The organism is Lysinibacillus sp. NPDC096212, from assembly GCF_044763105.1.
Lineage (GTDB): Bacteria > Bacillota > Bacilli > Bacillales_A > Planococcaceae > Lysinibacillus.
Map to the genome: position 1 here is coordinate 22,796 of NZ_JBIWFQ010000008.1, position 19,446 is coordinate 42,241.

At 37.2% G+C, this 19,446-nt stretch carries 19 protein-coding genes and 2 other annotated features; of the genes, 13 read left to right on the forward strand and 6 right to left on the reverse strand.

All coding sequences use genetic code 11. The features are described 5' to 3' along the window. Positions 1-6: 6 nt before the first annotated feature. On the forward strand, positions 7-810 hold the full coding sequence (locus tag ACIQ7T_RS10060) for a hypothetical protein (RefSeq protein WP_402870060.1): 804 nt from the start codon (positions 7-9) through the stop codon (positions 808-810). Positions 811-876: 66 nt separating this feature from the next. On the opposite strand, the gene ACIQ7T_RS10065 is transcribed toward ACIQ7T_RS10060, so the two are convergent. Next, positions 877-1,206 (reverse strand): hypothetical protein, encoded by a 330-nt coding sequence (locus ACIQ7T_RS10065; protein ID WP_370077115.1) that lies wholly within the window; start codon positions 1,204-1,206, stop codon positions 877-879. A 322-nt stretch (positions 1,207-1,528) separates the two neighbouring features. On the opposite strand from ACIQ7T_RS10065, the gene ACIQ7T_RS10070 reads away from it, so the two are divergent. Continuing rightward, positions 1,529-2,590, forward strand: coding sequence for a hypothetical protein (locus tag ACIQ7T_RS10070; RefSeq protein ID WP_402870062.1), 1,062 nt, complete (start codon positions 1,529-1,531; stop codon positions 2,588-2,590). Between the two features lie 605 nt (positions 2,591-3,195). On the opposite strand, the gene ACIQ7T_RS10075 is transcribed toward ACIQ7T_RS10070, so the two are convergent. Next, on the reverse strand, positions 3,196-3,738 hold the full coding sequence (locus ACIQ7T_RS10075; protein WP_370077111.1) for an isoprenylcysteine carboxyl methyltransferase family protein: 543 nt from the start codon (positions 3,736-3,738) through the stop codon (positions 3,196-3,198). A 1-nt stretch (position 3,739) separates the two neighbouring features. Further along, entirely contained in the window at positions 3,740-4,822 is a 1,083-nt protein-coding gene (locus ACIQ7T_RS10080; RefSeq protein ID WP_402870065.1) for a type III polyketide synthase, read from the reverse strand. A gap of 368 nt (positions 4,823-5,190) precedes the next feature. On the opposite strand from ACIQ7T_RS10080, the gene rsgA reads away from it, so the two are divergent. The 4 genes from rsgA to metG all read left to right on the forward strand — a co-directional run bounded on the left by rsgA (position 5,191) and on the right by metG (position 9,682). Further along, positions 5,191-6,267: a ribosome small subunit-dependent GTPase A gene (gene rsgA, locus ACIQ7T_RS10085; RefSeq protein ID WP_402870068.1), complete on the forward strand. Its 1,077-nt coding sequence runs from the start codon at positions 5,191-5,193 to the stop codon at positions 6,265-6,267. A gap of 54 nt (positions 6,268-6,321) precedes the next feature. Next, positions 6,322-6,747, forward strand: a complete 426-nt coding sequence (fosB, locus tag ACIQ7T_RS10090; protein WP_370077106.1) for a metallothiol transferase FosB — start codon at positions 6,322-6,324, stop codon at positions 6,745-6,747. Between the two features lie 39 nt (positions 6,748-6,786). Further along, the gene (locus tag ACIQ7T_RS10095; protein WP_370077104.1) at positions 6,787-7,434 is read left to right on the forward strand and encodes an NIF family HAD-type phosphatase; all 648 of its coding nucleotides are present in this window, start codon (positions 6,787-6,789) and stop codon (positions 7,432-7,434) included. A 124-nt stretch (positions 7,435-7,558) separates the two neighbouring features. After that, positions 7,559-7,825, forward strand: a binding site (T-box leader). Between the two features lie 222 nt (positions 7,826-8,047). Continuing rightward, a complete protein-coding gene (metG, locus tag ACIQ7T_RS10100) occupies positions 8,048-9,682 on the forward strand; it encodes a methionine--tRNA ligase (protein WP_370077102.1) in 1,635 nt (544 codons plus the stop codon). 49 nt (positions 9,683-9,731) lie between these two features. On the opposite strand, the gene ACIQ7T_RS10105 is transcribed toward metG, so the two are convergent. Continuing rightward, positions 9,732-11,303 (reverse strand): 2-isopropylmalate synthase, encoded by a 1,572-nt coding sequence (locus ACIQ7T_RS10105; RefSeq protein WP_402870073.1) that lies wholly within the window; start codon positions 11,301-11,303, stop codon positions 9,732-9,734. 122 nt (positions 11,304-11,425) lie between these two features. Beyond that, positions 11,426-11,663: a binding site (T-box leader), on the reverse strand. A gap of 266 nt (positions 11,664-11,929) precedes the next feature. Here ACIQ7T_RS10105 and ACIQ7T_RS10110 point away from each other — a divergent pair. Continuing rightward, positions 11,930-12,697 carry an HAD-IIB family hydrolase gene (locus tag ACIQ7T_RS10110; RefSeq protein ID WP_370077098.1) on the forward strand — a complete coding sequence of 256 codons (768 nt, stop codon included), beginning with the start codon at positions 11,930-11,932 and terminating at the stop codon, positions 12,695-12,697. A 140-nt stretch (positions 12,698-12,837) separates the two neighbouring features. Continuing rightward, positions 12,838-13,077, forward strand: coding sequence for a hypothetical protein (locus ACIQ7T_RS10115; RefSeq protein WP_370077096.1), 240 nt, complete (start codon positions 12,838-12,840; stop codon positions 13,075-13,077). A 369-nt stretch (positions 13,078-13,446) separates the two neighbouring features. Here the strand turns inward: ACIQ7T_RS10115 and ACIQ7T_RS10120 are convergent, their stop codons facing one another. Continuing rightward, the gene (locus ACIQ7T_RS10120) at positions 13,447-15,141 is read right to left on the reverse strand and encodes a methyl-accepting chemotaxis protein (protein WP_402870077.1); all 1,695 of its coding nucleotides are present in this window, start codon (positions 15,139-15,141) and stop codon (positions 13,447-13,449) included. Between the two features lie 309 nt (positions 15,142-15,450). Here ACIQ7T_RS10120 and ACIQ7T_RS10125 point away from each other — a divergent pair, with 309 nt between their 5' ends. The 5 genes from ACIQ7T_RS10125 (at position 15,451) to ACIQ7T_RS10145 (ending at position 18,841) form a co-directional block, all read left to right on the forward strand. Beyond that, positions 15,451-15,945 (forward strand): DUF1648 domain-containing protein, encoded by a 495-nt coding sequence (locus tag ACIQ7T_RS10125; RefSeq protein WP_370077092.1) that lies wholly within the window; start codon positions 15,451-15,453, stop codon positions 15,943-15,945. A gap of 124 nt (positions 15,946-16,069) precedes the next feature. Further along, positions 16,070-16,726 (forward strand): YdeI/OmpD-associated family protein, encoded by a 657-nt coding sequence (locus ACIQ7T_RS10130; RefSeq protein WP_370077090.1) that lies wholly within the window; start codon positions 16,070-16,072, stop codon positions 16,724-16,726. A gap of 218 nt (positions 16,727-16,944) precedes the next feature. Beyond that, positions 16,945-17,382, forward strand: coding sequence for a DUF1801 domain-containing protein (locus tag ACIQ7T_RS10135; RefSeq protein WP_370077088.1), 438 nt, complete (start codon positions 16,945-16,947; stop codon positions 17,380-17,382). Further along, entirely contained in the window at positions 17,379-17,756 is a 378-nt protein-coding gene (locus tag ACIQ7T_RS10140; RefSeq protein WP_370077086.1) for a VOC family protein, read from the forward strand. Before ACIQ7T_RS10135 ends, ACIQ7T_RS10140 begins: the two co-directional genes overlap by 4 nt. 104 nt (positions 17,757-17,860) lie before the next feature. Continuing rightward, complete coding sequence (locus ACIQ7T_RS10145; RefSeq protein ID WP_370077084.1) at positions 17,861-18,841, forward strand: GNAT family N-acetyltransferase; 981 nt, start codon at positions 17,861-17,863, stop codon at positions 18,839-18,841. A gap of 52 nt (positions 18,842-18,893) precedes the next feature. On the opposite strand, the gene ACIQ7T_RS10150 is transcribed toward ACIQ7T_RS10145, so the two are convergent. Further along, positions 18,894-19,331 (reverse strand): Rrf2 family transcriptional regulator, encoded by a 438-nt coding sequence (locus ACIQ7T_RS10150; RefSeq protein ID WP_370077083.1) that lies wholly within the window; start codon positions 19,329-19,331, stop codon positions 18,894-18,896. Between the last annotated feature and the right edge of the window lie 115 nt (positions 19,332-19,446).

The window sequence follows — 19,446 nt, forward strand, 5'->3', positions numbered from 1 at the left end:
GCAAGTGTGGATAATGATATTGTTAAAAACAATGATCCTGTTCAGCTGCAGCAAATGATCATTTTTTTAAGAGCCGAATTAGCGAAATATAAAAATGAAGTTAAAAGGCTCAGAGATAGTGATTATTATTCACTAGTACTGAGATTAGAGCGAGAAAATGTTCAATTAACAGATCAGAAAAAGGAGCTTTCGATGGAGCTTTTAAAGCAGAAGAGAGACCATGAAAGAAAGATAAAAACTTACTACGACGATATACAAGCAAGAGAAATCCAGAAGAAAAAACAACTTTCGGCGATAGAGAGTTTATTAAAAGAATTAGAAGAACTGCGTGCGGAAAATAAATTAATAAAGGAATCTTTAAAATTCACTAAAGAAGAATTGCTTTCTATGAATTCAGATGCTAATGATAGGTCAATTCTGGAAGGCCTTGAAAATAAGTTGAATGTTTTTACAAAGGATATAAGCCAACAAATGAAGATTATGATTGAAGCCGTTGAAAAATCTCAATTAGAACAAGCCGATTTAGACATTCTTAATAAGCATTTAGTCTTAGAAATAGAGGGGAAAAGTACTGAAATAGAAAAATTATCGGAAGAATTAGCGGATGTAAAAAAACATAGCTTTTCTTTAGATCGAAAAACAATGATGAATCCAGAGTTCCTTGCACATTTGGATGCTCAAGTAAATAAGGTATTGGCTCAATCAATGGATTTTGAAAAGCAGTTGAATTATAAATTACGTTTGCTTGATGACTTGGAACACAAATTAAACGAGCTAACTATGGAAATAAATGCTGATGAAACTATATAAAGTATTATGGAAGGCTGTTTCAAAAGTAAGGTGAAACAGCCATTTTTTTTTTATGTTATGAGGCGATTAACGTGGAATAAAAGAAGATTTTGGCTGGTCTGTAACATTTAGGACAAGTAATGGCACAAGGTGAAAATTCATTTCTTCAGTTAAAAATTTTTCTCCAAAAGTTGTAAGTCTGGCTTTAGATAGGTCAACAGAGTGAACTCTTTCATCGTAATATGTATCATCATCCCCAAACCAATAAATAGTAACATCAGCAATATATGTTCTATCATGCATATACTCAATAAGATCTGCCCACATGTCTAAATTTAAATTATAATCTGTATGAACAGGTATATTTCCATTTTTGATTTCATTTAAGATATTAAGTATTATTTCTTTGTTTTCCAATTAACAACACCACCTTCCGAAATACTTTATGAATTCCAGTCTATAGTATATATAAAACCTCCAAAGCGTCGTTTGGTAACATTTCATAAAAGGCTGTTATTCAATAATATGGCCCGATTGTTGAACAACAAGTTAAACAACACTCTTCAACTAAACTGCGTCGTTAGTTCAAAAAAAATAAAATGAAGGTTGTTTTTTTTCCCCTCTTAAACACTTTAATTATATGAGAGCGAAAAATCGTTGATAACATGGTTCGTGGATAACCTTAATCAACGACATCCACTAGTCTCACATCTCAAATAACTTTTAGGAGGAAATAATAATGGCTTCATGTTCTCAATCTGATTTAACTGCTGTGACAATCCCAAATGTTGTACCATCTTTAAAGTTATACGGTAAAGCAAGTAATAATCAACGTTTTTTCTTGTCTGATAATCCAGAGACTATTAGTAGCTCTGTTCCATTTACTAATGGTTATGCAACGCTTTGGGCAGATACTGCACCTGGATTATTGAGTGTAACTTATCGGATGTTTGTTTGGCATCTAAATAACACGGGTGCGACTATCAAGTTCGGTGTTACCATTGGTAATGGTTCAAGTGGCAGTACTTATAAAGTCTCTGGTGTTAAAGACTGTATCGATACTATTACCGGCTTTGTAGCTCATGGGAAATGTGCCGCAAAAGCTTTACTCGGGAATACATTAACTCCTAGTTCTCCGGTTGATAGTTCCATTGTAGCGGGGAAAGTTGGATTAGTTAAAGAATGGAAAGTACCAAATGGTTATTTGGTAGGTGGAATTATTGAGTTTACTTTATCGTCTAGTTCTGCAATGTCTTATAAAGTCAGAACAGTAGCTGCTAAAAGTACTACTGCCGATCTTCGTAGTAATCAAAATGCAGTTGTGTCACCAGTTGGGACTCATCCGCGTGGTTCTTGGAACTTTTCCAATATCGACGGCTTTGGTACTTCAGGTGGCTCTGCTGCTCTATATACTGTCGGAGACGGCAATAAAAGTTTCTCCATAAATAATGGCGATAATGACAACTTAATGACTAAAGACACTAGCTATTCGCCTGGTGATGCTGTAGCAACTAATAAGGGGCATTATGGTGTTATTTACAAGGCGAATATCACTTTCAAAAACCCAACTCAAGCCGATAAGACATTAAAGGTATATTTGACAGGTCGTGGAGGTCCATACGGCGGTGCTGTACGTTGGAACAACGGTACAACTCAAGGTATTCCTACACTGTCTTCCAATACCCAAGGTGTTCGGATTGCTACATTTACTGTACCTAAAGGAACTAGTGTTACACATCCAGTCTATACTTCTACAGCTGGCTCGCTTAACACCCCAGCGGCGATACTGATTACAGAGTAATTAAATATATTAAAGAATTTCTCGTAAAATAAAGGAACCCTGTAGCTTATCGCAAATTCTCCGATGAGCTACAGGGTTCTCTACAGATCATAATATAATAGTCATTCAGAAACATCTTGGAACGTTAAACCAGGGAAAACGGTATAACTGCTTAATTAGGTATCACTAATTATTTGAGCTTTATCTATAAGGATAAAACCTGAAAGAATCTCTCCCCATCCACACATTAAGATACTTCCCTTCGTTCTAAAGATTTTTCCTTAGAATATTTAACCTATCAAATCTTAACAATGTATTGCTTTATTTCATATATGTAATTTTTTACTTATTCAACTAAGCTGCTCCGTTAGTTTAAGTACATTTCTTCACAATATCCATAGTGATATTAACATAAATATACAATAAAAAAACCATCTCTCAACTAAGGAATCTCTAGAGGGGAGATGATTTTAATCAATCTTTTCTATAAAACTGCAAGTATAGGAATGAACAGGACGACATCATATAGATGGATGTCGTCTTAAAAGAGTCATTAAAATGTGCAACATTCTAATAAATTAACTAAGATAACAACTTAAATGAATTAGTTATTGACTTTTAATAAATTAGGATTCCGAAATCTTCTTTTGAAATACATGATTATAATTTGTAGCATCTCGCAAAGCTTTTTCCTCAATTGGAATGCGCACAGACAGCATTGTTACATTTAAGAGTGTAAAGCAAAATGCTGTGAAATATGCTTGAAACATTAATGGCAGTAGAATAATTTCTAAGCAAACTACAGCGTAATTTGGATGACGCATAAATGTGTAAGGACCTTTCCGTACAACTTTTGCATCCGGCAATATGAGTATTTTTGTGTTCCAAAAAGACCCTAATGAACGGATACACCAAATGCGTAATATTTGAACGGCAATAAATAATAAGAATAATAACGGAAATAGAGGCGATAAACTTTTATGATTAGTAACTACTTCAATAATTAAAAATAGGAAGAAACCGGTGTGCAAAGAAACCATATATGGATAATGAGAAGAACCAACTTCATATGCCCCTTGTGAAAGCATCCATCTTTCATTGCGTTTTGCAATGAAAACTTCTGTCAATCTTTGTAGAATGACGAGGATCAAAATAATGTAAATAATCATGCTACTCCCTCCATTTAAGTAATACAGCTTCAGCACAGAAGCCAGGGCCGAGAGCGACTAGTAAACCAGTATCCTCTACTTGTCCTTCGTGTAACATAAATTGCTCCAATACATATAGCACCGTAGGAGATGACATATTTCCATGAAATTTCAATATTTCCCGAGAAATATCGGTTTTTTTGGAAGCTAGATACAGAGTGTCTTCATAAGCTTTTAACACTTTTTTACCGCCAGGATGTGCAATGAAATGGTTAAGCTGTTCACTGTATAGTTCGTGTTCCAATAAAAATTGCTCAATGAATGGGCCGAGCCAATTGGTGATTATGGCAGGAATACTTTTCTGAAAAACGACATGGAGTCCATTGTTTTTAATATTCCAGCCCATAACATTTTCTGAATCGGGCATCCATTTAGAGCCAGTCCCTATAATAGCAGGTATTGGTTTTTTTACTGCGATATTCACTTCATCTCCACAGACGAGTATACATGCGGCTCCATCTGCAAAAAGAGAGGCACCGATTAAATTGCTTTTTGAAAAATCATTTGGCTGAAAGGTTAGACTACAAAGCTCAACACAAACGACAAGAACTTTTGCTTCTGGATGGGCACGACAAAAATCATAGGCTCTACTAACACCGGCCGCACCACCAGCGCAGCCAAGTCCCCAAAGTGGAATACGCTTAAGCCTGTCTGAAAAAGGAAGTTGATTCATAACCCGTGCATCAATACTCGGTGTGGAAATACCAGTGCTACTCACAAAAATAATGGCATCGATATCTTTAGGAGAAATCGGTGAATGTAAAAACGCTTCATTTTGTAAACAGGCTTGAATGACATCAACGCTATATTGTGTAGCTAGTTCAATATATAAATCGTTGCGTTCTTCAAAGGAATGATCAGTACGATGCCATTCAGGCGGTACACAAAAATGGCGTGTTGCAATACCACCATTCTCAAAAACTTTTAAGTAGCGTTCTAATTTAGGGATTTTTGCATGGAAAAGTTCCTTTGTTAGCTCCTCGGCATTTGTCTGTTGTAATGTGTACGGTGGTTGGTATGTACTGATAGAAATGATTTTTGACAATTCAACATCTCCTTCATAAATAGTGGACTGGTTTATTGTATGCAAGAGGGGAGGGGATACATGCTTGTTAGAATTTAATTGACAATTTAAGAATATTTTGCTACATTGAGAACAACTAAATTGGAAGTAGGTGATGTGACATGATGAATAGATCCGTTTTTAACGAACTGCAATTCGGTTTGTTCAGTTTCACACGCCTAAAATATATAAATTGACCACGTAGTGTATTTAATTCACAATTGTGGTGATTTGTATATTCTCTTAAATGTGCCTGTGAACCTTGTAACTGCCGAATTGCGCAGAGACAAGGTTTTTTTGTTTATTATCAATTGATTACAAAGGATATTCACATTTAGGAGGAAAACAAATTGAATTTAACAACTTTAGGATTTTCAACATATTTTGAAGAGCAAATGACTGGATTTAAACAGGAGGCTAAGCTGACGAATTGTGTGCCGGCTAGGGTTACTTTAGAGCATAAGCATTCCTATCGTGTGCTGGCAGAAGAAGGAGAGTGGCTGGCCACGATTGCTGGACATTACGCGTATACATCATTAGCACGTGAAGATTTCCCTGCGGTAGGGGATTGGGTGCTAGTGGAGAAAATGCCGGGTGAGGAAAAGGCGATTATTCATAAATTGTTTACACGAAAATCAGTTTTTTCCCGCAAGGCCGCGGGGCTGGAAATACAAGAGCAGATTGTAGCGTCGAACGTTGATATCGTACTTCTAGTTATGAGCTTAAATGCTGATTTTAATATTCGTCGTTTAGAACGTTATTTAGTAGCTGCGTGGGATTCAGGTGCGAAGCCGGTCGTTGTATTGACGAAGGCCGATCTCTGTGAAGATGTTTCTAGTAAAATACGTGAGGTTGAGTCTGTAGCGTTTGGTGTGGATGTTTTTGTGACTAGTGCTTTGTCAGGCGAGGGCTTAGAAGATATTCGTGCGCTATTTACGGAAGGTGTGACGGGAGCATTGCTTGGTTCTTCTGGCGCAGGGAAATCCACTTTGACAAATGCTCTTAGTGGTGAGGAGCTTATGAAAGTTTCGGATATTCGTGAAGATGATGCGAAGGGGCGCCATACAACAACACATCGTGAGTTAGTTCTATTGTCAGGTGGCGGTTGTTTAATTGATACACCTGGAATGCGGGAGCTACAGTTATGGGATCAAAGTGACAGCTTATCCTCTAGTTTTCGGGATATTGAAGAACTTTCTGCAGCCTGTCGTTATAGAGATTGCACACATCAGAAGGAGCCACATTGTGCTGTACAGCAAGCAATTACTGTTGGCGAGCTTGAACAATCGCGTCTCCAAAGTTACTTTAAATTGCAAAGAGAGCTTGCTTTTATCGAACGCAAAACAAATGCTCAAGCAAGACTAAATGAGCAACGCAAATCGAAGCAAATTGCGAAAGGCTTAAAGAAAGGCAAAAAATCAAATTAAACTTGATATAAGAGTGAGCGATTTATCGGTGATTTCATAGTTGGGGGTACACGCATGAAAATCCAGAATATTAATCATTTATTATTTTCAGTTTCAAATTTAGAGGAATCCATCGCATTTTATGAAAAGGTTTTTAACGCAAAATTATTAGTGAAGGGTAGAACTACAGCCTATTTAGATGCAAATGGGCTGTGGCTTGCCCTGAATGTAGAAAAGGATATCCCACGCAATGACATACATCAATCCTATACACATATAGCGTTTTCTATCCAGGAGGACGATTTTGACAAAATGTATGAAAAGCTAGTCCATTATAATGTCAACATTTTGGAAGGCAGACGAAGAGATGTACGAGATAAAAAATCGATTTACTTCACGGATCTAGATGGTCATAAATTCGAATTTCATACAGGGACTTTACAGGACCGATTGGACTACTATAAGAAGGAAAAAATGCATATGGAGTTTTTTGATGTCTAATGATTGGGAAAATGAAATAATAGTAGAAGGGGTGATTTTATGAAAAAAGCTATTATTTTTGATATGGATGGTACTTTATTTCAAACAAATCTAATATTAGAGCCAGCACTGTCGGCAACGTTCGATGTGCTACGTGCAAAGGGCTTGTGGCAGGGAGAAACACCAATAGAGAAATACCGTGAAATTATGGGGGTTCCATTACCTGTTGTCTGGGCAACGTTATGTCCTATGCACACGCTAGAGACACGTGAAGAAAGCAACGCATTATTCCATGTTAAGCTTATTGAACAAATACGTAATCGCCAGGGCGCATTGTATCCAAATGCAGAGCAAACACTTGCTACGTTGGCAGAAAACTATAATTTATTCATTGCCAGTAATGGGCAAACAGAGTATTTGCAAGCAATAGTAGAAACCTATCAATTACAACGTTTTATCAAAGATACATATAGTATTCAGTCCATTTCGAGCGGTCATAAATCTGATTTAGTGAAAAAGGTCATCGAGGAAAATGCCATTGAACGCGGAGCAGTTGTAGGAGATCGTTCTTCTGATATTCAGGCAGCTCATGACAATCAGTTACTCTCTGTTGGTGTACGTTTCGACTTTGCGCAGGACACAGAATTACAGAAAGCAGACATAGTCATCGATGATTTAAATGAGCTACTTGATTTAAAGCTAGGATAAAATTTTATCGACTACATTCTCTGATTTATCACCCAACTTTTTTGTCTTATCGCGAATTTTCAGATATTTATCGACGTGCATTGCAATTTAAAAGAAGAAAGAGTAAAATGGGTGGAAATCTATAGTAAAAGCATTGATAAGGAAAAGTAAATTGGAGAAACATTATATAGAGAGCCTCTGTTGGTGGAAATGAGGTAAATGATCCCTTTTGAAAATGACCTTTGAGCTTCGTACCGAAAGCAAGTTTGCGAGTAGATTACGACGAGATGGGCACTCGTTATAACAGCGGCAGTATCTCTCATTGAAATTTGAAATGAGACGCACTGATGGAGGCAAATAGTGTGAGCTATTTGTAAATATAGGTGGTAACACGGGTATACTCGTCCTAATCAATTTTTGATTAGGGCGTTTTTTTTATCTTCATTCAGGGCTTACCTGAATAAAGATAAAGCCTCCGGCGGATGTCATGGATTTTAAAAGGAAGAATTGTGCTAGCACAATTCAAAATCCAGACGCATTGTTTATCTGCGCGAAAGCGAAGCGTCAGCGGCAATTACGCCGAGGCGTAATTGATATACACTTTTTTACAGATTTTAGAGGGGAGCAACTTAGGATGACAATTGTTATTGGAGGCGCGTGGCCATATGCAAATGGTTCTTTGCATTTAGGGCATGTTGCCGCATTATTACCAGGTGATATTTTGGCTAGATATTACCGACAAAAGGGCGAGAAGGTTTTATATGTTTCGGGAAGTGACTGTAATGGCACGCCGATTTCTATTCGGGCTGCACAGGAAAACACGACAACGGAAGCAATTGCTAATCATTATCACGAGGAATTTACAAGATGCTTCAATGATTTAGGATTTACTTATGATTTGTATACGCGAACAGATGCGCAGCACCATCATGAATCTGTTCAAACGATTTTTTTACAGCTACTAGCGAACAATTTTTTATACAAAAAGAAAATTGAACAAGCCTATTGTGAAACGGACAAGCAGTTTCTGCCTGATCGATTTGTAGAGGGGATTTGTCCAAACTGTGGTGCGAAGGCGCGTGGTGATCAATGTGATAATTGCTCAACCATTTTAGACCCGCTCGATTTAATTGATAAGCGCTGTAAAATTTGTGGGAATGAGCCAATTATCAGGGAGACAGAACATTTTTATTTTGCTTTTAGTCAGTTTCAAGGGAGGTTGGAGACTTATTTAGCGGAGGCAAAGGCGGAAAAACGCTGGCGAGACAATGCTTTAGGTTTAACAGAACGTTACTTGGCAGAAGGGGTCCCTGACCGCGCTGTAACGAGGGATTTGCCAAATGGTATCGATGTGCCCGTACCAGGTTTTGAAGGCAAAAAAATATATGTGTGGATTGAAGCAGTAGCAGGTTACTTAACAGCGAGTTTTGAATGGGCGAAGCAACATCAAATAGCGATTGAAGATTTGTGGAATGAAGAAACGATATCGTATTATGTGCATGGTAAAGATAATATCCCGTTCCATACAGTTATATGGCCAGCCATTCTTATGGGGATAGGGGCAAAGGCCTTACCTACACATATTGTATCGAACGAATATTTAACATTAGAAAAACGAAAATTATCGACGAGCCAAAACTGGGCGGTATGGGTGCCGTATATTTTGAGTCGATACGATGCAGATTCCATTCGATATTTTTTAACAATGAATGCGCCAGAAAATCGCGATACGGATTTCTCTTGGCGAGAATTTATTTATAGTCATAATGGCGAATTACTTGGTGCTTATGGTAATTTTGTCAATCGAACATTGAAGTTTTTAGAAAAATCGTTTGATCGTCAAGTACCTCAAGTCGAAATAGATGCCACTATTCGAGAACAAACCATTCAGCTATTTAATGATGTTGGTATTCATATAGAAGCGGGTCATTTTAAACAAGCTTTAGAGGTTATTTTTGAATACATTCGTGCGGCTAATCGTTATTTTGACGAGCAGCAGCCATGGTTACAGGTGAAAGAGAATGTTGATGCTGGAAATCGAACACTGGCAACGTGTGTTTATATCATTGCTAACCTTGGACAACTGTTACATCCATTTTTACCGTTTTCAGCTGAGAAGGTGAGGGGTATGTTGGGAATCAAAGAAGTGAAGTGGCATGAACAAGTGGACTTACCGACAAGCATTAGTGAAGTGACACCATTGTTTGAACGTCTTGATGTTGAATTAATTGAAGAGGAATATCGAAAGTTAGTAGATGGCAGTCGATAGAGAAAATGAAAGCAGTATGACTCAATAGTGTCATACTGCTTTCAACTATTTAATTCATAACAGGCGTTAATTTAGCAACAACGATACTATTGATCGCATTAATATAAGCTAGCGCACTCGCTTTTAAAATATCTGTATCTGCAGCTTTTGCGATATATTTTTCACCTTCATGCTCGATTGTAATTTTTACTTTTCCAAGCGCTTCTTTACCACGAGAAACGCTATTGATATTATATTCTACAAGTTTCACATCCATGTTTGTAATTTCTGCGATGGCTGAATATAGGGCATCAATTGGACCTGAGCCAACTGCACTTGCTTTAAATACTTCGCCACCTTTACATACTTTCACGCTTGCTGAAGGGAAGCTTGCGTTGCTGACGACTTGTAGATCACCGAAGTCGAAGAATTGATCACTGTAATGAGTGGCATTGGCATTGTTTGCGTCATGTTTTTCATAATAGCTTTCAACAATAACATATAAATCGTGATCGTAAACTTCTTTCTTTGCATCTGCTAACTTCAAGAAACCTTCGAATATTCCTTCGAATTCCTCCGCTGAAAGATTTGAAAAGCCCAGTTTTTCAAGGGCATTTTTCACCGCGTGACGCCCAGAGCGAGCTGTTAGGACTAACTCCATATCGTCTAGACCTACATCTTCTGGATGGACAATTTCATAGGCATCACGAGATTTAAGAAGGCCATCTTGATGAATACCAGATGAATGGGCAAAAGCATTATCCCCAGTAATCGCTTTGTTTACTTGTACGTCTAAGCCCATAAAGCTTGAAACGAGACGAGACGTATTCATAATTTCTCTTGTGTTAATACGGGTCTCAGCATTGTAAACAGAGCCGCGTGTTTTCAACGCCATAACGACTTCTTCTAATGCTGCATTTCCTGCGCGTTCACCAATGCCGTTAATCGTACATTCTACTTTATCTGCGCCGTTTTTAATCGCAGCAAGCGTGTTAGCAGTTGCCATACCAAGATCATTGTGGCAATGAACACTTAACAAAACGCTATCGTCTAAGTTTTTCATACGATCATTTAGTTTATAAATCATCGCTCCAAACTCTTCTGGTTCTGCAAAGCCTACTGTGTCAGGTACATTAATCATTGTTGCGCCAGCCTTCATCACAGCTTCAATGGTCTTCCAAAGATACTCAAAATCAGAGCGAGATGCGTCTTCTGTTGAATATTGGACTTGTGGTAGAAGAGTTTTCGCATATTTTACTGCATCAACGCCAATTTGTAGAATTTGATCCTTGGATTTGCTAAATTTTTTCTCAACATGAATATCAGAAGTACCAAGCACCATATGAATCATCGGATTTTCAGCGTATTTTACAGCGTTATAAACAGCATCAATATCTGCCTGTACAGCACGTGCTAAAGCAGTAATCATAATGTCATTTGTATGACCAACTTTTTGTGCGACAGCTTTAACTGCATCAAAATCTCCTTGTGATGAAGCCGGGAAACCAGCCTCGATAATATCGACGCCTAATTTTTTGAGTTGCTGTGCAATCTCTACTTTTTCGTATAAATTCAGTTTTGCACCAGGCACTTGCTCGCCGTCACGTAAAGTTGTATCAAACACCCAAATTTTTCTTCCCATTTTCAAACACTCCTTTTGTAGTAGTTGTCATTATATTGATAGTCTCTGCCTTGCACAATAGAGACGAAATCCACACCTAGGCCAATAAAATAAAAACAAAAAAACCCGCCTCTATATAAAAATATAGAGACGAGTCTATGCTCGCGGTACCACTCTAATTGACTTTCTCATGACAGAAAAAGTCCCCTTATCGACAGCCATCACTGTCTATCCCGTTAACGGAGGAAACCGACGTCCCTTACTTAAAGTTCAGGGAGTGGCTCATGGACGAGTTCAAAATGTGTGCCTATCGGTTTGCACCAACCACCGACTCTCTACAAGTACACTTGCATTTCTACTATTTCCAATCTTGGCCTACAATAATGTGTTGTTGAAAGCAATGATACTTGGGTATTTTTAATTTGTCAATAAAATTCTAAAAATTATATTTTTTCTGTCTTATGTTGAGGCAATGATCAATCGTTTGATAATGATAAAAAAGTACTCTTAATTTTGTCTCATCGGAGTGCCCACTCGGAACGGGAATCAACTCCATGTTATGGGGATAATCATTATTTTTCACAATCAATGTAAATATTTATGAGATAATAAGGAGGTAATTAACAGTTTAGAAAGAAGGCGTGACTATGAAATTTGTATTTGATTTAGACGGTACGATTTGTTTTAAGGGCCAACCATTAAGTGAGGGAATTACTAATGCTCTAGAAGCTTGCATCGAAAACGGGCATGAAATCATTTTTGCATCAGCTCGTCCGATTCGTGATTTACTACCAGTATTACCTGAAACAATGCGAAAATTTTCAATGGTTGGGGGAAATGGTGCATTTGTTGCACGGAACGGAGAAATTATTGAAGTAACAGCATTTGAAGCAATAATTGTAGAAGAGATTCAAAATATTATTTCAGCATTTCGATTGCCGTATTTAATAGACGGTGATTGGGATTATGCATATACAGGAAGTGAGGTACATCCAATTTATCAAAATTTAGATCCGCTAAAGCTTGCGAAAAACGTGTCATTGCAGGATTTGAAGGCTATAGTGAAAGTTGTATTATTTCCTGGAGAGCAACGCAAAGAAATCGTAGGTGAGCTAAAAAAACTACCAATCTCGTTATATGAACATACATCCGAAAATATTGTAGATATGAGCCCGAACGGCATAGATAAATGGAGTGGCCTGACGAAGCTAGGTATCGCTGAAGGTGAATTTGTCGCGTTTGGTAATGATGCGAATGATGCGTCCATGTTTGCAAAGGCGAAAGAAAGCGTTTGTGTAGGTGAACATAAAGTACGTGAGATTGCATCTTTACAAGTATCAAGTGAGGAGACGGCAATAATTAAGATGTTAAGTGTGCTAAATGAAAAGTACAAAGAAGAGGCTTTAACTGATTAGATTCCTGTGCTACTTGTATTGGGAATCCTTCATAGATCGAAGACTCCAGTACACATACAATGAATGTCATCGATAGATACCATCTATGGATAATCAGAGTCCGTTCTCATATAGGAAGATGTTAAAAAGGAGAAGGTAATATGGTAGATCCTAACACAATTTTGTTCCTTTGGCAGCTCTCGTTTTTCATTTCTGGTGTCACGTTAATAGTAGGTATTTTTAAAAAGTCTTGGGTTTTTATGCTGATTAGTACAATTTCATTTTTGCCTATAGCATTTTATTTTTTAGGAGCAGAAAATACTTTTAAATATATTGGACTCACACCATTTGTTCTTTTCATAGTAGCTATACTATTTTGGTTTTTAAAAAGAAAAGGATAAATATATTTGTTTTATGAGCTGACTTTGCACTCATAGAATCAATGGTTTTCTGTATTTTACCAGGTAGATACTTTGAAAACAGCTCATACGTTTAACTATAGTCGTGGTGCTTCGAGGCATAATATTGTTAAAATGCATGCAATGTATTCAAGTTATTGGAGTGGAGGTTAGGCGACTCCTTGGGGATCAGCAATAGAGGAACGAAGGCGTTATCACGTCCTGTGATAACGCCTTCGTGACCAACATCGTGTTGGCCCGAGACCCTGCAGCGAAGCGGCTCATCGGACGCCCCCAGGAAAGCGCCTAGTCGGAACGGAAATCAACCCCACGTTTTGATAATTAGCTATTATAGAAACTTTACCAAATTCCTTAATCCACCTTAAAACGCGAAACCTGTGTTTGTAATTCCTCGGCCATGTTTGATAGTGTGGCAGCAGAAGCGGCAACTTCTTCAATAGTCGCTAGTTGTTCCTCAGAAGCAGAAGCTACATTTTGTAGATTTGAAGAAGACATCTGTGCGATTGTTGCAATTTCATCGAAGGATGCGTAAATTTGCTCAGCACTCGATGACATTTCTTCTGAAACTGTTGTTGCTTCTTGAATTTGGTGGGATACTTGTTCGATCAGTTCAACGATTTTTGAGAAGCCTTCCTCAGCTACTTTTACAACTTGCATACCGACTTTTACCTCTTGTGTACCAGTATCCATAACAGTTACGGCACGGTTTGTATCCTGTTGTATATCTGAAATCAGACTTGCAATTTGTTCAGCAGATTGCTTAGATTGCTCCGCTAACTTCTTTACTTCATCCGCAACTACTGCAAAACCGCGACCATGATCCCCTGCACGCGCTGCCTCAATTGCAGCATTCAATGCTAGTAAATTTGTTTGCTCAGCGATGTCTGTGATGAGACTAATAATATTTCCGATTTCAATGGAATGATTTCCTAAATTTTTCACGACGCTAGCCGATTCTAAAACCGCTAAATTAATTGTGTCCATCTGTGTAATAACACGGTGTAGCGATTCATTTCCGTTATTAGCTTCAGTATTTGTTTCTATAGCAAGCTCTGAAACGGCAGCTGTCGTCGCAGCCAATTGTTGAATGCCTTTTGTCATAGTTTTCATAGCTGCTGAACTTTCAGTAGCATTTTTTCCTTGGGCCTCGGAGCCACTTGCAACTTCTTGTATAGAGGAAGTAATTTGTTCTGTCGCTTGGATTGTTTGTTCAGCGCTTGCAGTTAATTCAGCAGCAGAACCACTTACTTGCACGGTGTTATGACGTACATTTGTAATAAGATCCTTTAAATTTGTTGCCATTTGATTAAAGGCAAGTGCTAAATCACCTACCTCATCACGATTTTTAATGTGAATTTGCTCAGCTGTTAAATCGCCATCAGCGATTTTTTTCGCAGCTTTTGCCATACCTTTGATAGGGCGGGAGATAAGGCTTCCCATGACCATAGCAATTATCAGACTAATGACGACGGCAAAAACGCCAAGAATAATCATTTGGAATTTAATGGATTGTATTTCTTTTGATGTAGCAGCTATTTGCCCTTTTATATATTCATCTTGGTAGTTAGCAAGGTTAGCCACACGGTTATCGAATTGTTTAATAAGTAGGCGGCCTTGTGTACTATCAAGCTTTTCGTATTGCTCTGTTTCTCCAGCAGCCTTTAATGAAAACATTCGATCTGCGAACTGTTGGACATCTTGCTCGCTTTTATTGATTGCCTCTAATAACTCAATAGATTTTTGAGAATCGAACGAAGCCTTTAATTCATCATATTTCTTTTTAAATTCTTCACGTGAAGCCGTATTACTTTGAAAATTTTGCTCGTTACCAAGTAATAGATAACCTCTGATATTTATAATTTCTTGTTTAGCAATTGTGCGTAGCTCTTGAATACTAATAGATTTAGTTGTTTGTTCTTCGAGTAACACACGATATGTTTTGTTTACTGCATTAAGCTGTTTAAAATTTAATCCGATTGTTCCAACTAATACTAAAATAACAATAAAAAAACCGAGTACTAACTTCTTGTAGATAGTAAATCGCATAGTTGTTGTTTCCTTTCTCAGTAATTTAGTAGAAATGTTACAAAAAAGTGAAATATGTATATACCATTTATATCAGATTATACGAATTTTACAAAGTATTGTGATTATTTTTACAATATGTAAAAGGGGTAATAAGGTAATTAGTCGCGGGTAGAATGATAAAAAAGTTGAATGATTCGCTTTTTTACAGTAAGTAAAGGCGGATAGTTACCTGTGAATCTCGAAAATTATGACAATTTGCATAAATTTGAAACTAATTGAACTGTAGTAACGTAAAATGAATAAAGGAACAAGTAAGGATGTGGGAAGATGTATAGGCCAATTTTGAAATTGCCGAAAACAAGATATGAAAAAATTTGGGATTTCATCGGTGGCGGGTTATTTGTACTGTCCATTCTTTATATTATTGTAATGTGGGGCCAACTACCCGAAAAGATTCCAGGTCATTTTAATGGTGCAGGAGAAGTTAATCGGTGGGGTTCGAAAATAGAGTTACTCATCCTTCCGTTTATCGGAATATTGCTGTGGATATTACTAGGGCTCCTTGAAAAAATTCCACATATTCATAATTACCCAGCACGCTTAAATGAAAGTAATGTAGAGGCATTTTATTTAAATAGCCGAAAAATATTGAATGAAATAAAAAACCTTTGTCTAATTATATTTACAGCTATATCATTCCAAATGGTACGTATTGCACTTGGAGAGGCAGAGAGTCTTGGTTGGTGGTTTCTACCAGCGGTGTTAATTGTAATGGCCATTCCGATTATTAGAGGGATAGTTACGGCTACAAAAATTAAATAGCTTATCTCAATCTTAAACGCTCGAGAATATTCGAGCGTTTTTTTGTACGAAAATGGCACTAAATCAGCTATACTATCAAAACTAAGAGAAAATTGTATTGATAATTAGAAGAGGTGTCAAAACTATGCAAAAGAAATTTAAAATTAAGGATGGACTATCCATTGCCATTCATAATCAACCAGAGGAGATGCAATTAGAGGGAATAGCTCAAACAGGGAACGCACCTCATGATCGAATAATTGCCTTTGTGTTTACTATTGATGAAATGGTAACGTATTTACAAAATGTACTAAAGTTAAACACTCTTACGGAACAAGGTTATTTATTTTTTGTTTATCCGAAAAAAGGTAATAAGAAGTATGATCAGTTTATCCACCGCGATGAAATCTTCCCAGCAATTCAAGTGGACGAGGAAAAATACATTGTTGGCAGTGATTATAAATTTGCAAGTCTTATGTCATTAGATGAGACATTTTCTATAGTAAGTATAAAGAGAGATGGCAAGGGACGCGGCAAGAAGAAGACAGCGAGTAGTCAGTGCGTTAGTGACTATGAAGGTATGATTCCTCAATTGCGTGATTCACTTGCGGAAAATCCGGATGATTTAATATTTTATGATGGATTAACACCGGGTTATCAAAAGGACTGGGCCCGATATATCTATAGTGCAAAAAAGGAAGAGACGCAAGTAGCACGTTTAGAGGAGATGCGCGAAATTATTAGATTAGGCTACAAAACAAAGGAATTATACCGAAAAGCAAAGGCGGAGGGTAAAGCATAAATTACATAGAGGCTTTATTGATTCCTTTAAATGATGCTATATTCATTGTAATTGGCAATCCTATGATTAGCCTAGTTTGTGAAATAAGACAGCAATTAGGATTTATTATGTAGCGGAGCGATTAAATATTTAGTCGGAGCGGAAATCAATTCTATGTTATGGAATGAGTTTTCTAATTAATAAAAACACACACTACTATGTTGAAAAGAGGGCAGAGAATGAAGAACTCATATATTGAGCAAGTGGATGAAAAATGGCGGGAGAGTTTTGCCAAACTTGTGGATGTGGTAGAAAGCAATTTACCAGAGGGTTTTGAAGAAAGCATGTATTATGACATGGTAAGCTATGTTGTTCCACTAACTACTTATCCGAAGGGCTATCATGTCACGCCGAATACTCCCTTGCCCTTTATAAGTCTTGCTGCACAGAAACGCCATATTGCAGTTTATCATATGGGCATTTATGCAGATCAAGCGTTACTCTCGTGGTTCCAAGAGGAGTATGCGAAACGAGTACCGACGAAACTTAATATGGGGAAAAGCTGTATTCGTTTTACAAGCACTAAAAATATTCCGTATGAATTAATAGGTGAGCTTGTTGCGAAAATGACACCAGCACAATGGATTACAAAATATGAAGGGGAGTTAAATAAATGAAAAGTGCCACTACATTTTTAATGTTTCAGGGACAAGCCAATGAAGCTATTCAGCAATATCAACAATGGTTTTCAGAATTACAGGTGGAAAGCTTAACTTACATGGAAAACTCACAACAGATTGCGATGGCTGTTCTTCATTTAAAAGGTTTAAAAATGATGGTGAATGATAGTGTAATACAGCATAACTTTACATTTACACCGTCAACTTCTATTTTTATGGAATGTGAGTCTGAAGAAGAAATCGACAGTCTAGTTGCTCAAATTATAGAGGGTGGACAAGCTTTAATGCCACTTAATAATTATGGATTTTCTAAGAAATTCGCCTGGATTCAGGATCGTTTTGGTGTATCCTGGCAACTAACGTATAATTGATTTTCAGAAGAAATATATATAAATAAATGGATGAAATAACTTCATTATGTTAGTAGAGGATGTTACACAGTCCGTTGTTAATCATGTTAAAAGGAGAATAGCATATGGTAGTAACTTTAGTGAGACACGATATAAAATATGCTGAAGCGATGCATGCACTGTCTTCTATGCCACAGGTTCGAGATGCATTAGGGTTACCTGCTGGCAAAGTGGAAGATACGATTAATTTTATTAAACGTGAATGTGTGGACGAAGAAGCTGGAAAGACAGTCCCTCGTGTTGTCTTAGATGAGGAAGGGCAACTGATTGGTGTGACGGCGTTAATGTTTATTGATCACAATAAAAAGAGTTGTCATATTGGCTCATGGCTGGGCCATGAGTTTTGGGGAAAGGGCTATAATCTTCAAGCAAAAGTTGCAATCTTAGATATTGCATTCTTTGAGTTAGGGCTAAAGCGTGTTTTTGCAGGAGCTAGAAAGGTCAATATACGCTCACAAAAGGCACAGGAAAAGTTGTCTTTTATTCGATTAGGAGTTGAGAATGATTTTCCGCAAGAGCATTCATGGCTAGAGATTAAAGAAAAGCAGCCGTGTGTTTTAAATGTTTTTGAGCGCGAAGATTTTGTTCAATATCGTACAACCTTAAAGAAAGTGGAAGGTGTAAGGGAAGACTATTTGCCACAATTATTATTAGCTGATGAAAGTGAAGTCGCTGTTCGAGAATATTTAAATGACGGTGAATTATACGAGATTAAATGTGGTGAGCAGTTAGCGGGCGTAGCGTTACTTCTTGAACAGTCTGATTCAACAGTTGAGTTGAAAAATATAGCGATTGTACCGAAGTATGAAGGTAAAGGACTTGGGAAAGAAGCACTGCGACAAATAACAACCATTTGTCAATCACAAGGATATCAAACGATAATAGTTGGTACTGCAAATTCTAGTATTGATAATATTGCCTTCTATCAAAAAGCAGGTTTTCGTATGGAAGCCATTGAAAAAGATTTTTTCAGTAATTACCCAGAGCCAATCTATGAAAATGGCATTCGTGCACTAGATATGATTTTCTTTTCAAAGGCATTGTAAAATATTTTAGACATAAAGAAATACCCGTCCAACTTGAGTTGTGCGGGTATTTTTAATCGCCAAGCAACAGTGCCATCAACTTTTCTTTTGAATGTAAAAAGTCATCTAGAGTATAGCGATCTAAGACGGTTAAATAGGCCTGTAATGCTTCGTATAATACGCCTTTTAGCTGGCATTCCGGAGCAATTTTACATAGATTATTTTCTTTGTCAAAGCATTCGACAAGATGAAAATCCTCTTCTGTATGACGTACTATTTCACCAATTGTAATGGTCTTTGGATCAATTGCTAGGCGAATTCCTCCGCCACGCCCTCGAATCGTTTCAATATAGCCCAATAATCCAAGTTGGTGTGTCACCTTCATTAAATGGTTTTTCGATATATTATAAGCATCTGAAATTTCTTGGATAGTTGATAATTGGCCATCTTCCTTCGCACCCAAATATATGAGTGTTCGGAGGGAATAATCTGTGTATAAAGTTAAGCGCATAAGAACACCCTACTTTCTATAGTTCAAAATAATTATAGCATTTTTACCTTGAAGTATTATAAATTCAATACTTTTTTAAAGATGTATTTAAAATACATTAATTATGTCCATTTTG

Coding starts and splice junctions, on each gene's coding strand:
- fosB (WP_370077106.1), top strand. CDS start 6,322: ATGAAAATCCAGAATATTAATCATTTATTATTTTCAGTTTCAAATTTA.
- ACIQ7T_RS10130 (WP_370077090.1), top strand. CDS start 16,070: ATGCAAAAGAAATTTAAAATTAAGGATGGACTATCCATTGCCATTCAT.
- metG (WP_370077102.1), top strand. CDS start 8,048: ATGACAATTGTTATTGGAGGCGCGTGGCCATATGCAAATGGTTCTTTG.
- ACIQ7T_RS10140 (WP_370077086.1), top strand. CDS start 17,379: ATGAAAAGTGCCACTACATTTTTAATGTTTCAGGGACAAGCCAATGAA.
- ACIQ7T_RS10075 (WP_370077111.1), bottom strand. CDS start 3,738: ATGATTATTTACATTATTTTGATCCTCGTCATTCTACAAAGATTGACA.
- ACIQ7T_RS10110 (WP_370077098.1), top strand. CDS start 11,930: ATGAAATTTGTATTTGATTTAGACGGTACGATTTGTTTTAAGGGCCAA.
- ACIQ7T_RS10070 (WP_402870062.1), top strand. CDS start 1,529: ATGGCTTCATGTTCTCAATCTGATTTAACTGCTGTGACAATCCCAAAT.
- ACIQ7T_RS10150 (WP_370077083.1), bottom strand. CDS start 19,331: ATGCGCTTAACTTTATACACAGATTATTCCCTCCGAACACTCATATAT.
- ACIQ7T_RS10095 (WP_370077104.1), top strand. CDS start 6,787: ATGAAAAAAGCTATTATTTTTGATATGGATGGTACTTTATTTCAAACA.
- ACIQ7T_RS10145 (WP_370077084.1), top strand. CDS start 17,861: ATGGTAGTAACTTTAGTGAGACACGATATAAAATATGCTGAAGCGATG.
- ACIQ7T_RS10105 (WP_402870073.1), bottom strand. CDS start 11,303: ATGGGAAGAAAAATTTGGGTGTTTGATACAACTTTACGTGACGGCGAG.
- ACIQ7T_RS10115 (WP_370077096.1), top strand. CDS start 12,838: ATGGTAGATCCTAACACAATTTTGTTCCTTTGGCAGCTCTCGTTTTTC.
- ACIQ7T_RS10120 (WP_402870077.1), bottom strand. CDS start 15,141: ATGCGATTTACTATCTACAAGAAGTTAGTACTCGGTTTTTTTATTGTT.
- ACIQ7T_RS10125 (WP_370077092.1), top strand. CDS start 15,451: ATGTATAGGCCAATTTTGAAATTGCCGAAAACAAGATATGAAAAAATT.
- ACIQ7T_RS10135 (WP_370077088.1), top strand. CDS start 16,945: ATGAAGAACTCATATATTGAGCAAGTGGATGAAAAATGGCGGGAGAGT.